This is a genomic window from Amycolatopsis sp. WQ 127309, from assembly GCF_023023025.1.
GTDB lineage: Bacteria > Actinomycetota > Actinomycetes > Mycobacteriales > Pseudonocardiaceae > Amycolatopsis.
Map to the genome: position 1 here is coordinate 9,226,681 of NZ_CP095481.1, position 23,863 is coordinate 9,250,543.

General features: G+C 72.4%; 21 protein-coding genes and 1 pseudogene. 15 read left to right on the top strand and 7 right to left on the bottom strand.

Going from position 1 to position 23,863, the window contains the following annotated elements; translation table 11 throughout:
- Nucleotides 1-256 precede the first annotated feature (256 nt).
- Complete coding sequence (locus MUY22_RS40650; protein ID WP_247052500.1) at nt 257-871, top strand: LysE family transporter; 615 nt, start codon at nt 257-259, stop codon at nt 869-871.
- Nucleotides 872-986: 115 nt separating this feature from the next.
- On the top strand, nt 987-1,691 hold the full coding sequence (locus MUY22_RS40655) for a DUF6008 family protein (RefSeq protein ID WP_247052501.1): 705 nt from the start codon (nt 987-989) through the stop codon (nt 1,689-1,691).
- Here MUY22_RS40655 and MUY22_RS40660 read toward each other — a convergent pair.
- Together MUY22_RS40660 and MUY22_RS40665 are read right to left on the bottom strand one after the other, a co-directional pair.
- The gene (locus tag MUY22_RS40660; protein WP_247052502.1) at nt 1,672-5,760 is read right to left on the bottom strand and encodes a beta-galactosidase; all 4,089 of its coding nucleotides are present in this window, start codon (nt 5,758-5,760) and stop codon (nt 1,672-1,674) included. The genes MUY22_RS40655 and MUY22_RS40660 overlap by 20 nt on opposite strands.
- Nucleotides 5,761-5,925: 165 nt before the next feature.
- Nucleotides 5,926-6,942: a LacI family DNA-binding transcriptional regulator gene (locus MUY22_RS40665; RefSeq protein ID WP_247052503.1), complete on the bottom strand. Its 1,017-nt coding sequence runs from the start codon at nt 6,940-6,942 to the stop codon at nt 5,926-5,928.
- Between the two features lie 133 nt (nt 6,943-7,075).
- On the opposite strand from MUY22_RS40665, the gene MUY22_RS40670 reads away from it, so the two are divergent.
- The 8 genes and pseudogenes from MUY22_RS40670 to MUY22_RS40705 form a co-directional block, all read left to right on the top strand.
- The gene (locus MUY22_RS40670) at nt 7,076-8,017 is read left to right on the top strand and encodes an acyl-ACP desaturase (protein WP_247052504.1); all 942 of its coding nucleotides are present in this window, start codon (nt 7,076-7,078) and stop codon (nt 8,015-8,017) included.
- A gap of 188 nt (nt 8,018-8,205) precedes the next feature.
- Entirely contained in the window at nt 8,206-8,769 is a 564-nt protein-coding gene (locus MUY22_RS40675; RefSeq protein WP_247052505.1) for a 3'-5' exonuclease, read from the top strand.
- A gap of 134 nt (nt 8,770-8,903) precedes the next feature.
- On the top strand, nt 8,904-10,190 hold the full coding sequence (locus MUY22_RS40680) for an extracellular solute-binding protein (protein WP_247052506.1): 1,287 nt from the start codon (nt 8,904-8,906) through the stop codon (nt 10,188-10,190).
- A 73-nt stretch (nt 10,191-10,263) separates the two neighbouring features.
- Entirely contained in the window at nt 10,264-11,211 is a 948-nt protein-coding gene (locus MUY22_RS40685; RefSeq protein WP_247052507.1) for a carbohydrate ABC transporter permease, read from the top strand.
- Nucleotides 11,211-12,032 carry a carbohydrate ABC transporter permease gene (locus tag MUY22_RS40690; protein WP_247052508.1) on the top strand — a complete coding sequence of 274 codons (822 nt, stop codon included), beginning with the start codon at nt 11,211-11,213 and terminating at the stop codon, nt 12,030-12,032. The genes MUY22_RS40685 and MUY22_RS40690 overlap by 1 nt, the downstream gene beginning before the upstream one ends.
- Nucleotides 12,032-13,543, top strand: a complete 1,512-nt coding sequence (locus tag MUY22_RS40695; RefSeq protein WP_256474936.1) for a beta-N-acetylhexosaminidase — start codon at nt 12,032-12,034, stop codon at nt 13,541-13,543. Before MUY22_RS40690 ends, MUY22_RS40695 begins: the two co-directional genes overlap by 1 nt.
- On the top strand, nt 13,540-14,286 hold the full coding sequence (locus MUY22_RS40700; RefSeq protein ID WP_247052510.1) for a GntR family transcriptional regulator: 747 nt from the start codon (nt 13,540-13,542) through the stop codon (nt 14,284-14,286). Before MUY22_RS40695 ends, MUY22_RS40700 begins: the two co-directional genes overlap by 4 nt.
- Before the next feature lie 51 nt (nt 14,287-14,337).
- Nucleotides 14,338-15,078: pseudogene (locus MUY22_RS40705) on the top strand (sulfite exporter TauE/SafE family protein); the annotation flags it as partial.
- On the opposite strand, the gene MUY22_RS40710 reads toward MUY22_RS40705, so the two are convergent.
- Nucleotides 15,075-15,743, bottom strand: a complete 669-nt coding sequence (locus MUY22_RS40710; RefSeq protein WP_247052512.1) for a metalloregulator ArsR/SmtB family transcription factor — start codon at nt 15,741-15,743, stop codon at nt 15,075-15,077. The pseudogene MUY22_RS40705 and the gene MUY22_RS40710 overlap by 4 nt on opposite strands.
- 105 nt (nt 15,744-15,848) lie before the next feature.
- Between MUY22_RS40710 and folE the strand changes: the two genes are divergently transcribed.
- Nucleotides 15,849-16,454: a GTP cyclohydrolase I FolE gene (gene folE / locus MUY22_RS40715; protein WP_247064365.1), complete on the top strand. Its 606-nt coding sequence runs from the start codon at nt 15,849-15,851 to the stop codon at nt 16,452-16,454.
- Nucleotides 16,455-16,554: 100 nt separating this feature from the next.
- Here folE and MUY22_RS40720 read toward each other — a convergent pair whose 3' ends face one another.
- The 4 genes from MUY22_RS40720 to MUY22_RS40735 all read right to left on the bottom strand — a co-directional run bounded on the left by MUY22_RS40720 (nt 16,555) and on the right by MUY22_RS40735 (nt 19,829).
- A complete protein-coding gene (locus MUY22_RS40720) occupies nt 16,555-16,986 on the bottom strand; it encodes a hypothetical protein (RefSeq protein WP_247052513.1) in 432 nt (143 codons plus the stop codon).
- 120 nt (nt 16,987-17,106) lie between these two features.
- Nucleotides 17,107-17,766 (bottom strand): response regulator transcription factor, encoded by a 660-nt coding sequence (locus tag MUY22_RS40725; RefSeq protein ID WP_247052514.1) that lies wholly within the window; start codon nt 17,764-17,766, stop codon nt 17,107-17,109.
- Nucleotides 17,763-19,271: a GAF domain-containing sensor histidine kinase gene (locus MUY22_RS40730; RefSeq protein WP_247064367.1), complete on the bottom strand. Its 1,509-nt coding sequence runs from the start codon at nt 19,269-19,271 to the stop codon at nt 17,763-17,765. Before MUY22_RS40730 ends, MUY22_RS40725 begins: the two co-directional genes overlap by 4 nt.
- Before the next feature lie 150 nt (nt 19,272-19,421).
- Entirely contained in the window at nt 19,422-19,829 is a 408-nt protein-coding gene (locus tag MUY22_RS40735; protein WP_247052515.1) for a pyridoxamine 5'-phosphate oxidase family protein, read from the bottom strand.
- Between the two features lie 247 nt (nt 19,830-20,076).
- Between MUY22_RS40735 and MUY22_RS40740 the strand changes: the two genes are divergently transcribed.
- The 4 genes from MUY22_RS40740 (at nt 20,077) to MUY22_RS40755 (ending at nt 23,849) form a co-directional block, all read left to right on the top strand.
- A complete protein-coding gene (locus MUY22_RS40740; RefSeq protein ID WP_247052516.1) occupies nt 20,077-20,709 on the top strand; it encodes a sigma-70 family RNA polymerase sigma factor in 633 nt (210 codons plus the stop codon).
- Nucleotides 20,706-21,191, top strand: a complete 486-nt coding sequence (locus MUY22_RS40745; protein ID WP_247052517.1) for a hypothetical protein — start codon at nt 20,706-20,708, stop codon at nt 21,189-21,191. Before MUY22_RS40740 ends, MUY22_RS40745 begins: the two co-directional genes overlap by 4 nt.
- 27 nt (nt 21,192-21,218) lie before the next feature.
- Nucleotides 21,219-21,728 carry an AAA family ATPase gene (locus tag MUY22_RS40750; RefSeq protein ID WP_247052518.1) on the top strand — a complete coding sequence of 170 codons (510 nt, stop codon included), beginning with the start codon at nt 21,219-21,221 and terminating at the stop codon, nt 21,726-21,728.
- 684 nt (nt 21,729-22,412) lie between these two features.
- Nucleotides 22,413-23,849, top strand: coding sequence for a DUF1996 domain-containing protein (locus MUY22_RS40755; RefSeq protein WP_247052519.1), 1,437 nt, complete (start codon nt 22,413-22,415; stop codon nt 23,847-23,849).
- Nucleotides 23,850-23,863 lie beyond the last annotated feature (14 nt).

Below are 23,863 nucleotides of genomic sequence, written 5' to 3' on the forward strand. Positions count from 1 at the left end.
GCTGAAGCCGAACCAGCCTCCGGAGCGGCCAACACACTGCCGTGTTGGCCGTTGTGGGTGGCGCGTTGGCCGTTGCGGGCAGCGGGTGGCCGCTGTGGGTGGCAGTTGCGAAAAGCGGTTGCCGTCGTCGGCGGATCGGCGGCACCATCTGCGCCATGACCACGCACCGCATGCCGCTTCTGCCGACCGTCGCCGCGATCGCCGCGCCGGTTCAGCAGCAGCCGTGCCGGCCGCGGAGGTCCGACCCGCTCGCGTCGTGACGGGCGCGCTGGTCGCCGGGCTGCTGGCCGGCTACGGCATCGCCATCCCCGTCGGTGCCGTGGCGACCTACCTCGTCGCGCTCACCGCCCGGACGTCGCTCACCACCGGCCTCGCCGCCGCGCTCGGCGTCGCGACCGCCGACGGCGTGTACGCGCTGGTGGCGGTCCTCGGCGGCGCCGCCGTCGCCGGGGTGATCACGCCGATCGCGCAGCCGCTCAAGCTGGTCTCGGCGGCGATCCTGATCGTGCTCGCCATTCGCGGCGCGGTGCACGCCCTGCGTCGCGGGCCGGCGGCGAACCGGCCGGTGAAGGAACTCGGCGCTGGGCGCGCGTACGTCAGCCTGCTCGGGATCACCCTGGTCAACCCGACCACGGTCGTCTACTTCACCGCGCTGGTCGTCGGCGACCGGGCCGGCACCGCCGTCACCGCCCTCGACCAGGCGGTGTTCGTGCTGGCCGCGTTCGCCGCGTCGGCGAGCTGGCAAGCGCTCCTCGCCGGGGGCGGGGCGTTGCTCGGGCGGGTTCTGACCGGGCCGCGCGGCCGGCTCGTGACGGCGCTCGCGTCGAGTGCGGTGATCACCGCGCTCGCCGTCCGGCTTGTCCTGTCGTGACCCGGAAAGCGTTGCCCTGTAACGGTTTGCCCGATTCGCGGGGGCACGGTGGAAGAAGTTCGGCTGCCGCCGTCCGGCTAGTCTCTGATCCAGACCGGGGGAACTGGAGGCCGTCATGACCATGCCCATGTCGTCGATGTCGGGGTGGGACACCGCCGGCGCGATACTGATCGTGCTGTGGGCGCTCGCCATGTGGGCGGCCGTCGGTGTCCTGGCCTACGCCAACCGCGGGCCGGTGCGCCCGTGGGTCTACCGCGGCTCGGTCGCGCTGATCGGCGTCGGGGTGATCGGGCAGCTCGGGCACCTCCAGGAGCACGTCGCCCAGGTCGGGTACTGGCTCGGCCACCCGAACTCGCCGTCCTGGATGACGCCGTGGGGCACCGGCCTGGCCAACGGCCTGCAGATGGTGCTGCCGAACCGGCCGACGTTCGGGATGGAACTGCTGCACCTGACCGGGAACTTCATCTTCCTCGCCGGGCTGGCCGGCGTCATGGTGATCACCCGCCGCGCCACGAAGACCCAGGCGCACCGCTGGGGCAAGATGGGCGTCTGGATGCAGGGCATCCACGGGCTGGAGCACCTCGCGCTGACGGTGTCGGTCGCGTTCGGTTCGCGCGCGATCGGCCTGTCGACGTTCTTCGGCCTGATCGACCCGGGCCCGGGCCTGACCACCTACCGCGTCTGGTGGCACTTCATCGCGAACGTCATCGGCACGGTGATCTTCGGGCTGGCGCTGTACCACCTATGGAAGGAGCGCCGGGCGGTCCGCGCGACGTACTCGCTGCGCCAGGCGCCCGTCCTCACCGAACAGGCGGCGTGACGCAGGTCAGCACCGGCTGCGCCCAGTCCGCGTGGTCGTTGCCGTTGCCGTCGCCGCCGTCGGTCACCTGCAGGTCCAGGACCTGCGCGCCGGTGACGTCGACGTCGATCGGGACCGCCGCCTGGCCGCCGCGCACGACCGGCGTGGTCACCCGCGTGGTGCCGTCCACCGAGACGCTGAAGCTGACGCTGCCCGCGGTGCCGACTTCGCCGTCGACGCCGACCGAGGCGGTCAAGCGGGTGCAGGCGCCGGCCAGGTAGAGCTGGACGTCGCCCGGCGCGTGGACGCCCAGGCCCTTCGCGTACGCGGTCCCGGCGATCGTCATCGGCTTGCCGTCGCCCGCGTTCGCCTCGCCGTTGCTCGTGTCGCGCTCCACCGGGCCCCAGCCGTTGGCCGCGGTCAGGAACGGCAGGTCGCTCACGGCGTCCTGCCCTGCGGGCGGCGCGGCCGGGACCGCGCCGACGATCCGCTCGTCCGTCACGCTCCCCGGTCGCCCGGCCTGCCGGTAGCCGACGCGCACCGCCAGCGCCGCCGTGTCCACTGTGGAGGGTGCGGTGACGGGCCAGGTGAACGTCGCCGAGGCGCCGCCGTCGATCCGCGCGACCGACGGCGGGGACGCCGCGCCCACCGTCCACCCGGCCGGCGCGGTCAGGACCGGCCGGACGTCCGACGCCGGGGGTGCGCCCGCCGGGACCCGGACGGTGGCCGACGCCGTGAACGACTGCCCCGCCGTCGCGGTGTCCGGCACCGACAGCGAGACCGCGGCCGTCGGCGCCGCAGGCATCGCGTACCGGCCGTCGTAACCCGGCGACGCGTTCTGCCGCACGACCAACGGCGAGCGGTGCGACCCGTAGTTCGTCCACGTCACCGCACCAAGACCGTCCGTGCTGCCGTCCAGGTTCCACACCGCGACGGCGATCGTGTTGCGGCCGTTGGGATTCAGGATCCCGTTCGGGATCGGGAAGCTGTGCTGCGGCCCCAGGTAGTTGACGTACTGACCGAGCTGCCAGCCGTTGACGAACAGCAGCGCCCGGTACTGCCGCCCCGGGTCGTCGGTGATCGTCAGGCCGAGCGAGGTGTCCTGGCCGCGCGGCAGGTCGAGGTTCGCGGTGGTCCGGTACCACGAGACGCCCGGCGTGCTGTCCGTCGCCGGCAGGGTGGCCGGTTTCCACGCCGCGTCCGGGAATCCGGGCAGCGACCAGCCCGCCCGCTCGCCGTACAGGCCGCCGGTGTTGAGCGGGCCGCGGACGGTGTCGAGGCCCTGCTCCCCGCCCCGGACGCCCTGCAGCCGCCAGGTCACCGACGTCAGCGCGGACCCGGTCAGCCGCGCCGACGTCAGGCCGCGCGCGGCCTTGCTGCCGTTGGCCGCGCCGTAGTCCTCTTCGTGCCCCATGTTCACGGTGAGGACCGAGATCTCGTTGTCCCCCGGCCGCAAGGCACCGGCCGGGAAGGGGAACGTGTGCTGCTGGGTCGTCGAACTGCCGAGGAAGACGCCGTTCAGCCACGCCGAGAAGGCGCCCGCCGGTCCCCCGCTCTGGCTGTTCAGGGTAATGCCGGTCTGCTTGCCGTCGCCGGTGAAGCGGCCGCGGTACCAGGTGTTGCCGGTGTGGAAGCCGTAGTCGTCGGCGAAGAGCACCGGTTTCGTGCCGACGGCGGTGCTGCTGTTGCTGGTCGTCTTGTCGGCGACCGGCCACGCCGAGTCGTCGAAGCCCGGCGCGCTCTCCGGCGACTCCTGCTGGTGCTTCCAGCCGGTCAGGGCGGGCAGGGTCACCGGTTTCGCCGTCGGCAGAAGGCCCGTGCGGCCGCCACCGGCCGTCGGCCGGGTGTTCACCGGCTGCCCGTTCCAAGTGACGTTCCCGGCGCCGAAGACCTCGAACGCGCCGTCGGTGCCGGTGTCGCCGGTCAGGTCGAGCGAGCCCGGCCGGGCGGTCGCCGTGCGCAGCAGGTCGGTGCCGCGCACGAGCACCGGCCCGGCCGCGGTGTCCTGGCGCCAGAACGTCCCGGCCGTCGCCTTGTCCGCGAGCAGCAGGAGCAGCGGCCGCTTGCCCGGGGCGCTGACGAGCACCCGGGTCAGGCCGTCGTGGGTGTAGTTCAGCCGCAGGTCGCCGCGGGCGGCGTCCCAGGTGGAGGTGGCCGCGCCGTCGAGGACCTGGACCTTGGGCTGCTGGGCGAACCGCAGGACGGTCTCACCCGGCCCGCCGTGGTCGCCGTAGAGCACCGCGAGGTCGCGGCCGCCGATCGTCGCGGACGTCATGATCTCGGACGTCGAGTACTGCATCCGCGTCTGCCCGAGGTCGTAGCCGGCGACGACGATCTTGGACTGGCGCCCGTCGAGCGTGAGGCCGGTGCCGGGCTGCTGCGGGACGACCGGGTAGTAGTCGGTGCTCGCCGAGAGCAGGTCGACGGCGTCCACGACGACGAACGGCCCGGTCGCCTGCGCGTTCTTCTGCCCGGTCACGGCGATCCTGAGCGTGTGCGCCCCGGCGGGCAGGCCGCGCACCTCGTAGCCGGTGACCTGGTTCTGCTTGCTCGCCGCGTAGAGGTCGACGGTGCTGACCTTGACGTCGTCGAGGTAGACGTCGGCGATGCCGTGGCTCGGGTCCTTCGAGGTGACCCAGCGGATCCCGGTGCCGGTGAACGGAATGCTGACGCTGTCGCCGGTGACCTCGGAGAACGACTCCGTGTGCTGGTAGTCGCCGCCGGTGTAGTCGACCTCGGGCCCGGCGTGCGTCCAGGTGCCGGTGTAGCCGACCTCGGTCGCGCGGTCGTCGTAGCTGTAACCGGCGCGCGCGGCGAGGTCGAGGGAGAGGCTCGTGGTGTTCTTCGCGTTCGACGTCGAGTCGGTGTGCCGCAGGGTGTGGAACTGGGTGCGGGTGTCCGGGTTGATCCGGGCGGTGTCGGTGAGCGCCGGGTCGGTCAGCGGCGCCGCGGCGAGGCCCTCGGTCTTCGTCAGCGGCGCGACGGACTGGGTGAAGTAGCCGATCAGCTTGTCCTCGGTGTACTTCGGGTCGAACTGCCGGGCTTCGGTGATCGCCGCGCCGTAGTCGTAGGACGTGTAGTTCTGCGGGATCGCGCTCCAGCCCCAGGACGTGCCGCCGTGCAGCATGTAGAAGCTCTGGCCGGTGGCGCCGACGGCGATGTTCTGCTTGTAGAAGACGTTCGCGAACTTGTCGTTGATCAGCTGGGCGCACTTCGCGTAGCCGGGCCCGCCCCACGGGTCGAACGCGCCGCCCTGGAACTCCGCCGTGATCAGCGGTTTCCCGGGGACGTGGTCGTAGCTGATGTCCGGGACGCCGTTCCACTTCTCCGGGTTCGAGCAGTCGAAGCCCTGCGGGTAGGAGTCGGCGGCGTCGACGTCGAGGGCGGCCTCACCGGCGTTGAAGGTGCCGTTGTTGTTGCCCACCAACGGAACCGTGATGCCGTCGGCGCGGGCCTTGTCCTCCAGGTGCTTCATGTAGGCGCGGCCGTCGGCGTCGCCGTTGTAGTACTCGTTCTCGACCTGGTAGGCGAGCACGCTGCCGGTGCCGTTGGTCAGCTGGTGCCGCGCGATGATCCGGTCGATCTGGGTCTGCCACTCGTCGGAGTACTTCAGGTAGACGGGGTCGGCGCTGCGGGTGTGCCCGGGGGTGGTGGACAGCCAGGTCGGGAAGCCACCGCCGTCGACCTCGGCGTTGATGTAGGGGCCGGGCCGCGCGATGACGTAGAGCCCGGCCTGCTGGGCCATGTCGAGGAGCTTGTCGAGGTCGCGGACACCGCTGAAGTCGTAGACGCCCTGGCGCGGCGAGTGGTAGCCCCAGTCGAAGTAGAGCGACGTCGCGTTGAAGCCGGCGGCCTTCATTTTCTGGAAGATGTCGAGCCACAGGTCGGGGCTGGGCAGCCGGTAGGAGTGGAACTCGCCGGACCACAGGTAGGTGCGGGTCCCGTCGACCAGGAAGGAGTAGCCGTCGTAGGTGACGGTGTGGGCGGCCTTCGGTGGCGGCGCGGCCGACGCCTGCTGCGGGACGAGCACCCCGGCCAGCGCGAAGACGACCGAAAGCAGGGCGGCGAACAGCGTCCGGGCGGTGCGCATGGCGAGGTCCTCCTGGATCGACGGTGAACCAGAATGTCGGATTCACGCAGAATCGAACACGAACGCTAGGGAACCTCAACAGAAGCGGTCAAGATACGACACCAGGATGGATCAAGCCGGAGGTCGGTCGGTAGTGCGGACGGACGCAGGTCGTGAGGGCCGGGGTCAGCGGGGGCCGGTGCTCTCGCGCACGATCAGCTCCGCGGGCACGAGGTGGCGCGCACCGATCTCGCCGCCGGCCATGCGGGTCTCCAGGAGCCCGAACGTGCGGCGGCCGACCTCGATGAAGTCCTGGCGGACCGTGGTCAGCGGCGGGGAGAAGTACGCCGCCTCGGGGACGTCGTCGAAGCCCGCGACCTGGACGTCCGCCGGGACCCGCAGGCCCGCCTCGGTGAACGCCCGCAGCAGGCCCAGCGCCATCTGGTCGTTGGCCGAGAAGACGGCGCCGAGCCCGCGCACCCCGGCGAGCGCGCGGCCGGCGTCGTAACCCGAGCGCGGGCTCCAGTCGCCGCGGACGACGTCGGGGACCCGCAGGTCGTGGCGTTCGAGGGTCTCGCGCCAGCCGCGTTCGCGGTCGCGCGCCTCCAGCCAGTCCTCGGGTCCGGCCAGGTGCCAGACCGTCGTGTGCCCCAGGGCCAGCAGGTGCTCGGTCGCGCGACGGGCGCCGTCGTACTGGTCGACGGAGATCACCGGGACCGGCGCGCCCTCGCCGCCACCGACCGCGACGACCGGGATGTCCGCGGGCGCCGCCGCCAGGGCACGCCCCGCCGTCACGTGCGGGGCGATGACGACGATCCCCTCGACGGCCTGGCGCCGCAGGTTCTCCACCGCGTCGCCGATCGACGACCTTCCCGGACGGCTGACGCTGCAGATCGCGACGCCGTAACCGGCCTCGCGGGCGGCGTTCTCGATGCCGTAGAGGGTGCTCGCCGGGCCGTAGAGGTTGGACTCCAGCGCGACGACGCCGAGCGTGCCGGACCGGCCCGTGACCAGCGTCCGGGCGGCCGAGTTGGGCCGGTAGCCGAGCTTCTGGACGGCGGCCAGCACGCGCGCGCGGGTGTCCGGGTGCACCGGCCCGCTCTCGTTGACCACCCGGGAGACGGTCATGTGCGACACGCCGGCCAGGCCCGCGACATCGGCCAGGCTCGGCTGGCGCTCCCCCGGCCGCGTCCGTTCCGCCACCTGGCCCCCTCCCGTTCGTCCCCCCGCCGCGTTCACGATATCCAGTGCCGGGAACCGTCCGGGGCCCGCGTACGTTGCCATTACCTACGGCACCGTAAGTTACGGTCGCGTAGGTGACGGAAGGACGTTCGTGATGCCGGTCCCCGAAAGCACGCGCCTGATGTTCGAGCTGGAGGGCACGGTCGAGGAAAACCTCAACCGCCACCTCACGGCCGCCCAGGAGTGGATGCCGCACGAGTACGTCCCCTGGAGCCAGGGGCGTGACTTCGCCGACCTCGGCGGGGAGGCGTGGGACCCGGAGCAGTCGCGGGTCACGCCGATCGCCCGGACCGCGCTCGAGGTGAACCTCCTCACCGAGGACAACCTCCCCAGCTACCACCGCGAGATCGAGCGCGCCTTCGGCCGCGACGGCGCCTGGGGCACCTGGGTCCACCGCTGGACCGCCGAAGAGGGCCGCCACGGCATCGCCATCCGCGACTACCTGCTCGTGACGCGCGCGGTCGACCCGGTCGAGCTCGAGCGGATGCGCATGGAGACCATGCAGGCCGGCTACGAGACCGGCGACAAGCCGCTGCTGCACGTCTGCGCGTACGTGTCGTTCCAGGAGCTCGCGACGCGCCTGTCGCACCGCAACACCGGCCGCTACACGCAGGACCCGCTGGCCGAGAAGCTGCTCGCCCGGGTGTCCACGGACGAGAACCTGCACATGGTCTTCTACCGCAACCTGGTCAAGGCCGCGCTGGAGATCTCCCCCGACGCCATGGTCCGCGCCATCACCGACGAGGTCCTCGACTTCGCGATGCCCGGCGCGGTCATCCCCAGCTTCGTCCGCAAGGCGGCCCTGATCGCCAAGGCGGGCATCTACGACCTGCGCATCCACCACGACGACGTCGTGATGCCGCTGCTGCGCTACTGGAAGATCTTCGACCTGACGGGCCTCGGCGAGGTCGGCGAGACCGCGCGCCAGGAACTGGCGGACTTCCTCAAGACGCTCAACGCCCAGGCATCCCGCTTCGAGGAACGCCGCGACGCCGCGGCCGCCCGGGCGGCTGCTCGTGGGGTACCGGCGGTCTGACGCAAGCCGCGGCGGCTCGCCTCGGACCACGACGGCGCAAGCGGTGACCCGGTAATCCGCCAGGCGATTCCGACCTCATGGCCCCGGCCGGCGACTCCACCGGGCGGGCAGCCGGCCTGTCCCCAGACCATGCGGCCCGGTCCCGGAACCCCGAGCCGTCCCTGCCGGCCGCCCGATACGCTGCGGGAGTGGCTTCCCTGCTCAACGTCGTCGATGTCGAGGCGACGTGCTGGGCCGGCGAGCCGCCGGCCGGGGAGGCCTCCGAGATCATCGAGATCGGCCTCACCGTCGTCGACCCCGCGCGGCGGGCTCGGCTCGACCGGCACCGGATCCTGGTGCGTCCGGAGCGCTCGGCCGTCGGCGCTTTCTGCACCGAGCTGACCGGGCTCACCCAGGCCGACGTCGACGCCGGCGTCAGCTTCGCCGAGGCGTGCCGGATCCTCGCGGCCGAGCACGCCACGACCCGGCGCGGCTGGGCCAGCTGGGGCGACTACGACCGCCGTCAGTTCGAGCGCCAGTGCGCGGCCGACCCGGCGACCTACCCCTTCGGCCTGCGTCACCTCAACGCGAAGGCCCGCTTCGCGCGCGCCTACCGCCTGGCCCGGCCCGTCGGCATGGACCGCGCGCTGGCCATGGCCGGGCTGCCCCTGGAGGGCCGGCACCACCGCGGGGACGACGACGCGTGGAACGTCTCGGCGCTCGTCCTGCACCTCATCGGCCGCGGTGCCTGGCCGCAACATCCCCAGAAGTGACCAATGGTCACCAGCCGACGCAACGCCGGGACCTGCACGTCAAGAAACAGCAAGGTCTAGACCAAACGACCTAACTTCGTTGACTTTACCAATGGTCACCTGCAAGCTCCTCACCACCCGAGGAGGTTGCCCCCGTGAACAGACGCTCCCTGGCCGCCGTGGCCGGCTCGCTCACCTTCGCTCTCGCCCTGACCGCCTGCGGCACCTCGGCCGGACCGGCCGCCGCGCCGGGTGGCGGGCAGCTCACCGTGTGGCTGATGAACGGTGACCTGAGCGACCAGGCCACCGCCGCGATCAACGCCGCGTTCGAGAAGGCCACCGGCGCGAAGGTGACCGTGCAGATCCAAGAGTGGGACAACATCAACACCAAGATCAGCACGGCGCTGGCGCAGGACACCACGCCGGACGTGATCGAGATCGGCAACACCGACGTCTCGCTGTTCGCCGCCAACGGCGCGCTGGCCGACCTCACCGGGCACCGCGACGACCTCGCCGCCGGCCAGACCTGGCTGCCCGGCCTGGCGGCACCGGCCACTGTGGACGGAAAGATCTACGCCGCGCCGCTGTTCGCCGGCAACCGCGCGGTGATCTACGACAAGCAGCTCTGGGCCGACGCCGGGGTCGCCGCGCCGCCCACGACGTTCGCCGAGCTCACCGCCGACCTCGACAAGATCAAGGCCAAGCACCCGGAGCCGGGCTTCTCCGCGTTCCACTTCCCCGGGCAGTACTGGTACGGCGCGCTGCAGTTCGTCTGGGACGCGGGCGGCGAGCTGGCCACCGAGTCCGGCGGCAAGTGGGCCGGCGCGCTCGAATCGCCGGCCGCGCAGCGCGGGCTCCAGGCGTGGAAGGACTTCCAGGCCGCCTACTCGACGCCCGCGTCGCGCAACGTCGACACCAAGGCGCCCGACCAGGCCGCGATGTTCGCCGCCGGTGGCGCCGGGGCCATCCTCGACACCAGCGTGAACACCGTGCTGAAGAACAAGCCCGAGCTGAAGGACCGGCTCGGCACGTTCCCCTTCCCCAGCGCGACGCCGGGCAAGAGCCAGCCGGTGTTCCTCGGCGGGTCCGACCTCGGGATCGCGGCGAAGAGCAAGAACCAGGACCTCGCGCTCGCCTACCTGAAGGCCGCGGCGAGCCCGGCCGTCCAGCGGGACGCCATCGTCGGCATCGACGGCTGGACGCCGGTGTCACCGCAGATCATCGACCAGGTGACGCCGACGCTGCCGCCGATCCGGGCCGCGTTCTACGCCGCCGCGAAGTCGAGCGGCGCCACGCCGGCCACCCCGGGCTGGGCGACCATCGAGAGCGACAAGTCCGTCAACACCTTCTTCGCCGACATCGCGACCGGCCGCAAGTCCGTGGCCGACGCGGCGCGGGACTTCGACGCCCACTTGGGCCAAGCGCTCAACGCCGCCCCGTGACCGGGTGGGACGTCCGCGGTGGACTGCCGTCCCCTGACCGCGGGCGTCCCACCCACCTTGATGGAGGAACGCCGTGAAGGTCCTGAAGCGACCCGCGCCGGTCGTGGCACCGCGGCCCGCGCCGCGGCGGAAGCGACGACGTCCGCTGCTGCCCTACGGCCTGCTCCTGCCCGCGGTCGTCGTCCTCGGGCTGGTGCTGGGGTACCCGCTGGTCCGGCTGCTGCTGATCTCGTTCCAGGAGTACGGCCTGCGCGCCCTGTTCACCGGCACGGCCGGGTGGGCGGGCTGGGACAACTACGCCGCGGTGCTCGGCGACGACCAGCTGGTCCCGGTGCTGCTGCGCACGGTCGGGTTCTGCGTGGCGCTCGTCGCCGGGACGCTCGTGATCGGCACCGGCGTCGCGCTGATGCTACGGCGGCTCGGGCCCCGGATGCGGGTCGCCGTCACGATGAGCCTGATCGCGGCGTGGGCGTTGCCGAACGTGGCGTCCACCCTGGTCTGGCAGTGGCTCTTCCAGCCGGGCTACGGCGTGGTGAACTGGCTGCTGTCGCAGCTGGGCCTCGGCGACTTCACCCAGCACGACTGGACGACGACCCCGGCGTCGGCGTTCACGCTCGTCTGGCTGCTGGTGGTGTGGCAGTCGGTGCCGTTCGTGGCGCTCACCCTGCACGCCGGGCTGACGCAGATCCCCCGCTCGTACTACGAAGCGGCCACATTGGACGGTGCCGGGCCGTGGCGGGTGCACCTGACGATCACCTGGCCGTTCCTGCAGCCGATCTTCGGCCTGGTCACGATCCTCTCGGTGATCTGGGACTTCACCGTGTTCAACCAGATCTGGATCCTCACCCAGGGCGGCCCCAGCCAGGGCACGACGACGCTCGGGATCTGGACGTTCACCCGGGCCTTCAGCACCAACTCCTTCGGCCAGGGCGCGGCGATCGCCGTCGTCTCGGTCCTGCTGCTGCTGGCCATGACCATCGTGTACGTGCGCCGGCTGGTGCGAACGGGAGAGGACCTGTGATGCGGGGACGCCGGATCGGGACCAACGCCATGGCGACGCTGTTCTGCCTGGTGTGGGTGTTCCCGGTCTACTGGATGGTGAACACGGCCTTCAAGCCGCGCGGCGACATCCTGAGCCCGACGCCGCAGTTCCTCCCGGTGCACTTCACCCTCGGCAACTTCGCCGACGCGCTCGCGAAACCGGGCTTCACCCGTGACCTCCTCAACAGCGTCGTCGTGACGGTGTCGGTGGTCCTGCTGGCGATCGTCGTGGCGTTCCTCGCGGCGACGGCGTTGACGCGGTTCCGGTTCTTCGGCCGCCGCAGCTTCCTCATCGGCGTGCTGATCCTGCAGATGGTGCCGGTGCCCGCCCTGGTCATCCCGCTGTTCCTCGGCCTCAAGAGCGCGCACCTGCTCAACAACCTGTTCGGGCTCACCCTCACCTACGTGGCGCTGGTGCTGCCGTTCACGATCTGGACGTTGCGGGGCTTCCTGCACGGCATCCCGGTCGAGCTCGAGGAGGCGGCCATGGTCGACGGGGCGACGCGCGGGCGCATCATGGGCTCGGTGCTGCTGCCGCTCGTGCTGCCGGGGCTCATCGCGACCAGCGTGTTCGCGTTCATCACGGCCTGGAACGACTTCCTGTTCGCCTACGTGATCATGAAGGACCAGTCCGGCTACACGCTGCCGGTGTGGCTGGTCTCGTTCAGCACCAGCACCGGGACTGACTACGGCGGCCTGATCGCCGCGTCGACGCTGTTCGCGCTGCCGGTGGTCGTGTTCTTCGCGCTCGTCCAGCGCCACCTCGTCGAGGGCATGACCGCGGGCGCGGTGAAGGGCTAGTGCTCTCGTTGATCCCCCGGCCCGTGGAACTGGTGCGGCACAGCGGTTTCTTCGCGCTCGACGGCGGCGTGCGCGTCGTCGCCGGTCCCGGTGCCGGACGCGCGGCCGACCTCCTGACCGGCTTCGTCGGCGTAGGCCACGGCGCGGAGATCCGGCTGTCGCTGCGGCCCGGGCTCGGGCCGGAAGAGTACGAGCTGGACGTCACCGAGGACCTCGTGACGCTCGTGGCGAGTGCGGAAGCCGGGCTGTTCCACGGCGTCCAGACGCTGCGGCAGCTCGGCCCGGACCGCTGGCCGTGCCTGCGGATCCGCGACCGGCCGCGGCTTGCCTGGCGCGGGGTGCTGCTCGACGTCGCCCGGCACTTCATGCCCCTGGGCTTCCTGCACGAGTTCGTCGACCTCATCGCCCTGCACAAGTACAACGTGCTGCACCTGCACCTCACCGACGACCAGGGCTGGCGGCTCGAGATCGACGGCCGCCCCAAGCTGACCGACGTCGGCGCGTGGCGCAGCGAGTCGATGGTCGGCGCGGCCGGCAGCACGGTCTTCGACGGCGTCCCGCACGGCGGGTTCTACACCCGCGCCGAGCTGCGCGGGCTGGTCGGCCACGCGGCCGCCCGCGGCGTGCGGGTCGTGCCGGAGGTCGACCTGCCCGGGCACGTCCGGGCGGCGCTGGCCGCCTACCCGGAGCTCGGCAACGACCCGCGGCGGCGGCTGCCGGTGTGGACCGAGTGGGGCATCAGCCCCGACATCCTCGGCATGCACGACGAGGCTCTGGACTTCTGCCGCGACGTCCTGGCGCAGACCGCGGAGATCTTCCCCTCGCGGCACCTGCACATCGGCGGGGACGAATGCCCGACGACGCAGTGGGAGACCGCGCCCGCCGCCCTCGCCCGCGCGCAGGCGCTCGGGTTGCGGGACACCGCCGAGCTGCACGCCTGGTTCCTCGGCGAGCTGCACGGGTTCCTCGGCGAGCTGGGCCGGCAGTCGGTCTGCTGGGACGAAACGGGCCGCTCGCCGGGCACCCTGCCGCCGGCGATGACCGTGGCCAGCTGGCGCGACGCCGCCCACGGCGCGCAGGCCGTCGCCCGCGGCCATCAGGTGATCATGGCGCCGCACACGTCGACCTACTTCGACTACCCGCAGACCGACGGGCCGGGCGAGCCGCCGCGCGAGCTCGTCACCACCCTGGCCGACGTCCACGCCTACGACCCGCTCGAAGGGAACCTGCCCGCCGCCGACCCGGACAACGGCGGCCGGCCCGGCGTCATCGGCACGCAGGCGCAGCTGTGGACCGAGCACGCGCCGACCCCCGACCACGTGCGGCAGCTGGCCTTCCCGCGGCTGTGCGCGCTCGCCGAGTCGGCCTGGTCCCCGGGCCCGCGCGACTATGCTGACTTCGAAGCCCGCTTGGCCGGTCACCTGGATCTGCTGCGCGCGCTGAACGCCCTGCCGAAGGAGCGCGTCCGGTTCCCGGGCGGGCTCCCCGCACTCCGAAAGCCGAGAACTTGACCGCAGACGCGCTCGGACCCGACCGGCCGCCCACCGCGAAACGGGACCGGGTCCGCCGCCACCTGCTGAACGTGATCGAGAAGGCGGGGCCGGGCACCGGGCTGGCCTCGGAACGCGACCTGGCGCAGGAGCTGGGTGTCTCCCGCCCGACCGTCCGCGCGGCCATCGACGAGCTGACCCGCACCGGTCTGCTGGTCCGCCAGCGCGGCCGCGGCACGTTCACCAGCCCGCACAAGGTCACCCAGGAGCTCGCCGGCAGCGCCGCGGGCCTGGGCGTGCCGCCGGCGGAGGGGAACTGGACCAGCGAGGTCGTCGCGTTCACGACGGCGCCGGCGAGCGCCCCGCGCGCCGCACGGCTGGAGGTCGCCGGTGGCGCGCCGGTCCTGCGGGTGACGCGCGTGCGCTACGTCGACGACGAGCCGATCGCCATCGAGCGCCTCGACCTGCCCGCCGAGCTCGTGCCCGGGCTGGCGCCGGCCGACATGGAGGCCGGGAACTTCTACCGGCTGCTGCGGGAGCGGTTCGGGATCACCGTGGCCGAGGCCGAGCAGACGATGGAACCGGCCGTGACCAACCCCGAGCAGGCCGAGCTGCTGGACGTCCCGGTGTACGCGCCGATCCTGCAGGTCGAGCGGGTCACCCGCGACACCGCCGGCCGGATCGTCGAGCTGACCCGCTCGGTGTACCGCGGTGACCGCTACCGGATCACCTCGAAGCTGCGGTTCGACGCCGACTCCGGCTGAGGGGTCGCGGACCGGCTCGGCGAGGCAGGTCCCGGGGGCCGTACTACCGTCGGGGGTGTGTGGGTCGTCCTGCTGGTCGCGGTGCCCGTCGGGGTGCTGATCGGGACCGTCGGCGTCGGCGGGGTGCTGCTGCCGCCCGCGCTCACCTGGCTCGGCGGGCTCGACGTCCACGCCGCGGCCGGGACCAGCAGCTGGGCCTTCCTGTTCACCGGGCTCGTCGGCACCCTCGGGTACGCCCGCCAGCAGGCCATGCCGTGGCGGTTCGGCGGCCTGCTCACCCTCGGCGCCGCGCCCGCCGCGGCCGCCGGCGCGCTGGTGAACGGGCTGCTCCCGGCCGCCGTGCTGTGGCTGGTGCTCGCCGTCGTGACGGCCGGGTCCGGCGCGTACAACCTGTGGTTCCGCGCGAAGACGTCCCGGGTGCGCGACGACCTGCCCGTCGCCGCGACCGTCGCGATCGGCGTGGTCGTCGGGTTCGGCTCGGCGCTGACCGGGACCGGCGGGCCAGTGCTGCTCGTGCCGGCGCTACTGGCGCTGGGCGTCCCGGCGTTGACGACCGTCGCGGCCGGGCAGCTGATCCAGCTGCCGCTCGTCGGCTTCGCGACGCTCGGCTACGCCGCACACGGCTCCGTCCACTTCGGACTCGGCACGCTGCTCGGCGGCATCGCCGGAGCCGGCGCGCTCGTCGGCACGCGGCTGGCGAAGCGGCTGCGGCAGCAGCACCTCCACCGCGTCGTGTCGGCGGCACTGGTCGTCTTCGGCGCGTTCCTGTTCGTCCTGGCCGCACGCAGCTAGGACGGCGCCCAGGACGCCGTCAGCCGCACGCAGCACCGGCCCGGCCGCGGGTCGGGGCGCGCGGTCAGCTCCGGCGCCCCCACGCCGGTCAGCAGGCCCGCCACCAGCGCGAGGTTCATCTCGCAGACCAGTTCCGGGTGCGCCCGGGCCAGCCGGTGGAACGGGCAGTTCCCCAGCGCCACCTCACCCTCCTCGGCCCGGGGCTCGAACCCGTGCGCCTCGAGTGCCGCTGTGAGATCGGCTGCGGCGGCCCCCCGCTGCTCCCCCAGCTCCCGGGCCCGCAACGCCAGGATCTCCCGGGCCGAGCCACCGGTCTCGCCGGCCTCCTCGACCGCCGTCGCCAGGAGGTGCCCGGCCAGCTCGTAGTCGCGTTCCGGCAGCGAGACCGTCACCTGCCGGTCCGAGCGGCGGTACAGCTTCGCCGGGCGCCCGGCCCCCGGCCCGGTGCGGCCGGTGCGGCGTTCGTGCCCGACGGCGAGGAGCTGGGCGTCCACCAGGCGGTCGAGGTGGAACGCGACGGTCGGCCGGGGCACACTCAGGGCGGCGGCGACGTCGTCGCGGCTCACCGGCCCGGGCTGGCGGACGACGTAGTCGTACAGCCGGCGCCGGGTGGGCTCGTCGAGCGCGGCGACCGCGGCCAGCGCACCGGCCTGGGGTTCGTGCATCACCGCATTCTAAAACAAATAACCGTTGACGAAAACCCGGCCGGCCTTCTAACGTCGGCACGACTTGGTTTTAGAACGAAGGGGCTCCCCGTGACAGCCGAACCCATGAGCGAACCGGTTCCCCTCCGGCACCTCGGTGTCGTCCCCGACCGCGACGCCTTCGACCTCCACGCGGCCGAACGCGCGGTGGCCGACCTGCTGCGGGCGCTGGGCAAGGACCCGACCTCGGAGCACCTCGGCGACACCCCGCGGCGGGTGGCGAACGCCTACGCGGAGATGCTGCGGCCCCGCGACTTCAAGCTGACGACGTTCCCCAACGACGAGGGCTACGACGAGCTCGTGCTCGCCAAGAGCATCCCGGTGCAGTCCCTGTGCGAGCACCACATGCTGCCCTTCCGCGGCGTCGCGCACGTGGGCTACCTGCCGGGCGAGCGCATCCTCGGCCTCTCGAAGCTCGCCCGGGTCGTCGAGCTGTTCGCCCGCGACCTGCAGGTGCAGGAGCGGCTGACCAAGCAGGTCGCCGACTGGCTCCAGGAGCACCTCGCGCCGAAGGGCGTCGGCGTGGTGATCGAGGCCGAGCACCTCTGCATGTCCCTGCGCGGGGTCCGGGCGAGCGGCGCGCTCACCGTCACCTCGTCGCTGCACGGCTTGGTGCGCGAAGAACCCAAGACGCGGCAGGAGTTCTTCGCGCTGACCGGCGTCGTCGCCTAGCGGCGGGTGCCGGCTTCCTCGACGGGGCCGAGGAGTTCCTGTCCACCTTCTCCGCTGGACTCCCTCACGCTCGACGGCGACCGGCGGCTCTTCGGATCGCCTAGTCCCGGCGGTGCCGGCCTCCCGGGCCCGTGGCCAGCGCCTGCACCCGCGTCACGAGGTCGCGCCGCCGGTTGCGGCGGGCGTACTCCAGCAGCGCCTCCACCTGGGCCTCCGGCAGCCAGCCCTGGTCGGCGCCGATCTCCAGCGTCAGCAGGTGCGTCACCAGCTCGCGGGAGTCGTCGTCGCACTCGCCCGCCAGTTCCGCGAACCGCAGCGCCGCGTCGGCCGCGCCGTCGCACCACGCCGTCATGGCCAGCAGCGTCGCCGTCGCGGTCAGGATGTCGCCGCGGTGGACGCCGCCCTCCGCGGCCAGGTGCTCGGCCAGCTGGAAGCTGTGGGTGCCGACGCCGCCGGCCCCTTCCTCGCGCACCGCTTTCGCGAGCGCGTGGATCTGCTGTGTGACGTAGTCCCCGCTCGAAAACCCCGACATGCCGTCCCCTCCACCCCGCGACGAGTCCCGTGCGGCCCGTGCGGTCACCCCGACAGGTGTACTCCATTCGCGCCCAGATACGTCGGACGCCCCACCGGTTTCGTCCGATCGGTCGTGAGATCAGCCCGATCGTCCCGGTTCGTTGCGCCGTTGGGACACGTAGACCGCGGCCGACGTCCGCCGCTCGACGCCGAGTTTGTGCAGCACGGAAGAAACGTAGTTCTTGACGGTCTTTTCCGCCAGGAAAAGCCGTTCCGCGATCTGCCGGTTGGTCAGGCCTTCGGCGACCAGGTCGAGCACCCGCCGCTCCTGCGGGCTGAGCTGCTCGTACCGCGGATCCGGGGCCGAGGCCGTCTCCCCCCGCAACCTGTTCATGACGGACGCGGTGAGCGTGGCGTCCAGCAGCGAGCCGCCGACGGCCACCGTGCGGACGGCGTCGATCAGGGACCGGCCGGAGACCTGCTTGAGCATGTACCCGGCCGCACCGGCCATGATGGCGCCGAACAGGGCGTCGTCGTCCGAATAGGACGTGAGCATCAGGCAGGCGGGCGGCGGCTCGAGCGTCGAGCGGATCTCGCGGCAGACCTCGACGCCCTGGCCGTCGGGCAGCCGGACGTCCAGGATGGCCACGTCCGGCCGGACCTGCGGGATCCGGACCAGGGCCTCGGCGGCCGTGCCGGCCTCGCCGACCACTTCGATGTCCGGCTCGGACTCGAAGACGGTCTTCAGCCCGGTGCGGACCAGCTCGTGGTCGTCGAGCAGGAACACCGAAATCGTCATCGCGCAGTCCCTTGTTCGCCGGCCGTCCGGGCCGGCAGCCCGGCCGTCCACTCCAGCCGGGAGCCGCCGTCGGCGGCGGCCACCAGCGCACACGTCCCGCCCCACCGCGCGGCCCGGGCCGCCAGGTTGGCGAGCCCGCTGGCCCGCCCGGGGCCCTGGGGCGGCCCGGTCCCGTCGTCGCGCACCACCAGGCTCAGCCGGGTGCCGAGCCCGTCCACGGTGACCTCGACCGAGCACGACGTCGCGCCGGCGTGGCGGGCGACGTTCGTCAGGGCTTCCCGCAGCGACGCGATCAGGTCGGAGCGGACCGCGTCCGGCACGGCGGCGTCGAGCGGCCCGTCGAAGCCGACGCGCGGCTCGAAGCCCAGCGTGTCCCGGGCGTCGACCGCCACCCGCAGCAGCTCGGCCCGGAGGCTGCCCTGCGCCTGCGCGGGCGCCTGCAAGGAGAAGATGCTGTTGCGGATCTCGCGGATCGTGCCGTCGAGGTCGTGGGCGAACCCGGCGACGCGCGCGCCGACCCCCGGGTCCGAGATCAGCCTGCTGACGCCTTCGAGCCCGAGCCCGGTCGCGAACAGCCGCTGGATCACCAGGTCGTGCAGGTCGCGCGCGATCCGGTCGCGGTCCTCGAAGACGGCGAGCTGCTGGCGGGCCTCCTGCGCCCGGGAGAACTCGACGGCGAGCGCGGCGTGCCCGGCGAACGTCTCGGCCAGCTGGACGTCGGAGTCGGTGAAGGGCGAGCGGTCGCGGAACTTCGCCACGAGCAGCACCCCGAGGGTCTCCTCGCCGACGATCAGCGGCACCGAGATCGCCGAGTCCAGGCCCTTGATCATGGCGGGCATCGGCCCGGCGCGGTCGCGCTGCTCGTTCTGGACGTGCTCGCCGTAGTCCCGCACGACGATCGGCCGGCGCGTGGTGAACGCGATCCCGGTCGCGGTGCCCTCGGTCGGGATGGTCAGCCCGGTGAGGCGGTCGGAGTCCTCCCCCGGCGGCTCGACGACGTCGAACACCAGCAACCCCGGCCCCGCGGGCAGCGCGATCGCGCCGCCGGTGCCGCCGGCCACGACGCGGGCGCGTTCGGCGATCAGCCGCAGGGTGGCGCGCAGGCTCTGCGCGCTGAGCAGGGCCTTGGTGACGTCGTAGGAGGCTTCGAGCCAGCGTTCGCGGCGGCGCATCCCGTCGACGAGCAGCGCTTTGTCGACGGCCATCCCGGTCGCCGCGGTGAGCGCGCCCAGCACTTCGCGCCGACGGCCGGCGAAGCCGCCTTCGCCGGGCTCGATCCGGAACGTGCCGAAGGTCTTGGGCCCGGCGCGCACGGGGATCTCGACCGCGCCGTCGCTCGTGCCGGGCCGGCCGTACTCGGCCACACCGCCCTCGGGTCCGGTCACCTCGACGCGGCCGTGGCGCGCCCCGACCAGCTCGCACACCGTCGTCACCGCGCGTTCGAGCAACGCCGGCATCTCCAGCTCCCGCGCGATCCCGGCCACCGCGGCGAGGATCGCCGGCATGCCGATTTCGTCCGCCACTTTCCTGTCGACTCCGCTGGCGTCGCCCACTCCCGGGGGTCTCCCCGGGCCGTCAAGGGTGCCACAGGTCACTGCCCGTGTCGGCCCGAGCCGGTTCGTCCATCCGGTGGGTCGTTCGGTGCCACGGCGTTGTTACTCGGCCGGGCAGGCCATTCGGTGACCGGTTATCGCCTCGACCGGGATCTGCAGGAACCGCCGCCCGGCCTGGGACGGACACGGGCACAGGCAGGCGATCTCGGCCGCCGAGGAGTCCCGGAACTCGCCGGCCCGGCCGAGCAGGCTGACGAACCAGCCCGCGCCGAGGTCGGCGGCGAAGTCGTCGGCCTCGAAGGCGACGACGGCGTCGCGCGCGCCGGCGTAGAGAGAGCTGCCTTCGGGCACGGCGAACACGACGCTCTCCCCGACGACGGTGAACCGCACCGGGCGGACGGCCGGCATCGCCCGGTGGGTGAAGATCACCCGGCCGAGGCTCGCCGTCCGGAGCAGCGCGAGGCACTGCGCCCGGTCGAGCAAGAGCCCGAAGCCCACATCGTCAGCCATCTCGTCCCTGTGCTTCTCCTGTGAAATATTCCCGGCCACCAGCGTGATCCGTGGCCGAGGGTCGCCGGTAGGGCCGTTCGACCCGGCCAGGCCCGGCCCGGCTACGGAACCCACACGGCGGCGCCGTCCGCCAGTGCCGAAAGACCCGGGTCCGCACGGGCGCCCGGCCGGTGTGGCGGACACGCGGCGCGACCTACCGTCGTGACCGTCCGTTGCCGGCGTGCGTCCGAAGGAAGAGGTGAGGCCGATGCCGCCGCATTCCGCCGGGGGTGACTCCCCACCCGCGGCGACGTTCTCGCTCGACACCGCGCTCGTCCGGCAGGCCGTCGCCGGCAACCGGGCCGCGGTGGCGGGGCTGCTGCGCGAGCTGCGGCCGATCGTGTTCCGCTACTGCCTCGGCCGGCTCGGGTCGTGGCAGGACGGCTCGTCCGACGCCGAGGACTGCGCCCAGGACGTGCTGCTCGCGGTGGTGCGCGCGCTGCCCGGCTACCGGTACGAGCTCGACGGGTTCCTGCCGTTCGTCTTCGGCATCGCCGCGCACAAGATCGCCGACTTCCACCGCCGCCGCTCCCGCGACCGCACCAGCCCGGTCGCGGAACCGCCCACCGGCCGCTCGGAGGGCGCGGAAGGCACCGACCCGACGGGCGAGGAGGTCCAGCGCTCGGCCGCGCTCGACTGGTCGTCCGGCCTGCTCGACACGCTCCCGCCGCGCCAGCGCGAGATCCTGGTGCTGCGCATCATCCTGGGCATGACCGCGGAGGAGACGGCGGTGGCGGTGGGGCTGAGCAGCGCGGGCGCGGTCCGCGTGGCCCAGCACCGGGCGCTCACGACCCTGCGGCGGAACCTGCAGGCGAAGAAGAGCGCCGAATCCACCTCGTGACGGGACCCCGGATGCTCTACCGCTTGAGCCCGCCGGGCACCGTGTCCTGGTGCGCCGCGCCCGGCGACGCGGTCTCGCGCGCCCCGGCCGAGCTGGACGCGTTGCCCTGGGCTCCGGCGGAACGGGCCTTCGGGGCCGACCTGCTGCGGATCGCCGTCCGCCACGGGGTGGCGTCGCCCGCCGGGCTGGTCCTCGACGCCCGGCACACCGTCGACCTGGGCCGGGCCGACGGCCTGCGCAGCGACCAGCTCGCCATCGACGACGCCCAGGCGGGCCTGCGGGAGAGCGTCGCGATGCGGCTGATCGAGCAGGCCTACCCGGGATCGGGCGAGCTGGCCGCCCAGCTCGACGAGAAACTGCGGAAGGCGGCCGAAAACACCGCCCGGGAAGCCGAAGCGCAGCTCGCCGAGGTGCTGGCCGCCCCCGTGCGGCCGGCGCTGGCCGAGCACTGGCGACGGCTCGGCGGGCGGTACCCGGACTGACCGGCCGCCCCGTGCGATCATGCCCGGGTGCCTCCAGTGCTGATCGTCGTCGGCGGGCTGCCGGCGTCCGGGAAGACCACCGTGGCGACCGAACTGGCCCGCCGCACCGGGTTCTCCTACCTGCGCATCGACACGATCGAGCAGGCGATCGTCCGCAGCACGCCGCTGGGCAACCCGCTCGGGCCGGTCGGGTACGTCGTCGCCTACGACGTCGCCGCGGACCTGCTGCGGACCGGCGTCAGCGTGATCGCCGAGTGCGTGAACTCCGTCGAGATCACCCGGAACGCCTGGCGCGACACCGGAACGGCGCACGGGGCGCGGGTGCTGGAGACCGAGATCGTCTGCTCGGACCCGGTGGAACACCGGCGCCGCGCGGAAACCCGCGACACCGGCATCCCCGGCCACGTGCCGCCGACGTGGCCGCAGATCGTGGCCCGCGAGTACGAGCCGTGGACGCGTGACCGCCTCGTCGTCGACACCGCCGAGCGGTCGGCCGCCGAGGCGGCCGCGCTCATCGAAGCGGCCGCACGGCCTTGACGTCGTCGAGCGGCGTCGCCGGGAAGATTTCGCCTGACAGATGTGACAGGGGCTGAATCGCACCGATCGGGCGCCGAAGAATACGACGGCCGTGCCGCGGACACAGTTCTCCCGGGTCGCCGGGCGATACCGCCGGTGGGCATTCGAGGTGCTTCACTGAGGGATACGGCTGCCGGTTCGGATCGGTTCAAAGAATTTCCGCGGGTTTCGCCACACCCCCGGAAGCTGGACAACCACCCGGTCCAGGCCCCAGGATGACCGCCGTCACCAACTACTTGAGAGCGCAACCAGCGTACACGAACGGCTACCCAGCGTGACGCACCCGCGGGCCGCCGCGAGCGCGTCCCGCGCACGGCGCTATTCGCGCACGCCATTCTTCGCGCATTTCCGGGGACCATTCACGACCACGTCCGACTACGGAAACGGAAACCGGACCTGACGGTTCGTGATGGTCGGAAACACCTTCTTGCCCGGTGTCAAACCCCGGTGTAGCGTCCATAACGGAACGATAACCACCCGGTCGACGGCGTGGTCACGGGCAGGTGACCACACGTCCCACTGATGTCGGGTCAGTGGGCGGCCGGGCGTCGTTCCTCCCCTGCAGACGCCTTTCCTGATCGGTACGCCCCTGGGCTCGTACCGGTCAGTGTCGCGTTTCCCGCCAGCCCGACACCCGGAGGATCCATGTCCCGCACCCAAGGACGGCATCGTCTTTCGCGCAGAACGAAGATCGCCACCGGCGGTCTCGCCCTCGCGATCGCCGTCGGCGGCATCGTCGTCGCCACCACGACCGGCAACACCGGACAGGCCAGCGCCGACGAGGTCGATCCCGCGCTCTTCGTCGACATCCTGAAGGTGGCGCCGAACCAGTTCGACCCGCGGCCGGTCAGCGGCGCAGCGACGGGCACGTTCACCGTCGACTGCGGCCGCAACGAGAACGGCCACTTCAACCCCGACAACTTCATCGCCCAGCCCGGCGTCCGCAACGGCGCGCAGCACCTGCACGACTACGTCGGCAACCTCTCGACGAACGCCGACTCGAACAACAAGAGCCTCGTCAAGGCCGGCACCACCTGCCGCAACGGCGACAAGTCCGCCTACTACTGGCCGGTCGTGCGCATCGACACCGGCGAGGAAGAGGCGAAGAACGAGCCCGCGAAGGCGCCGGACGGCGACCGGGCCCAGGCCGACCAGGAGGCGAAGACCGTCCAGGTCGCCTGCCCCGACGTCGCCAGCAAGCTGCCGGACGTGCCCGACCAGGCGATGGCCGAGGTCGAGAGCAACCTGGACCAGCTCGACGGCCAGACCGACGAGGCCAACCAGCGCGTCGCCTCGACGCAGGGCCAGGGTGGCGCGGACTTCGTGCGCAACGCGATCCTGACGCCGCTCAAGGACCGGCGCGCCGCGATCCTGGAGCGCATCGCCATCGCGATCGGCCGCTTCACGCAGAAGCCGCGCGACCTGGGCGGGCTCGCGCCCTGCGCGCCGAAGCCGGGCAAGGACCCGGGCACCGGCGCGACTCCCCCGCCGAGCACCACCGCGGGTGGCGCGCTGCCGGGCCAGGACGAGAACAACGAGCTGCCCGAGAACGACGGCGTCATCCAGCGGCCGCAGAAGGTCCAGCTCACGTTCCGGGGCAGCCCGACGGGCAAGGTCGTGGCCATGCCGAAGTTCCTGCGCGTGCTCTACGGCGACGCGAAGGTGTCGACCAACGGGCCGGCCAACGCCCGCGCGAGCTGGACGTGCAGCGGCTTCGAGAACCGCGTCACCGACAAGTACCCGATCTGCCCGCAGAACAGCAAGGTCAAGCGCATCCACACGTTCCCGAGCTGCTGGGACGGGCAGAACATCGACAGTGCCAACCACCGCACGCACATCGTGTTCCCGGACCAGGCCGGCTGGTGCCCGAAGGGCTTCAAGGCCGTGCCGCAGCTGCAGATCACGCTGACCTACGACATCCCGCACGACATCCAGGTCAAGAAGCAGTACAAAGTGGACTCCTTCCCGCAGGAGCACCACAACCCGCTCTCCGACCACGACGACTTCGCGAACGTGATGTCGCAGCGGATCATGAGCGGCCTGGTCAACTGCGTCAACCGCGGCCGGACCTGCCGGGCCTGACCACCGCGGGCAGT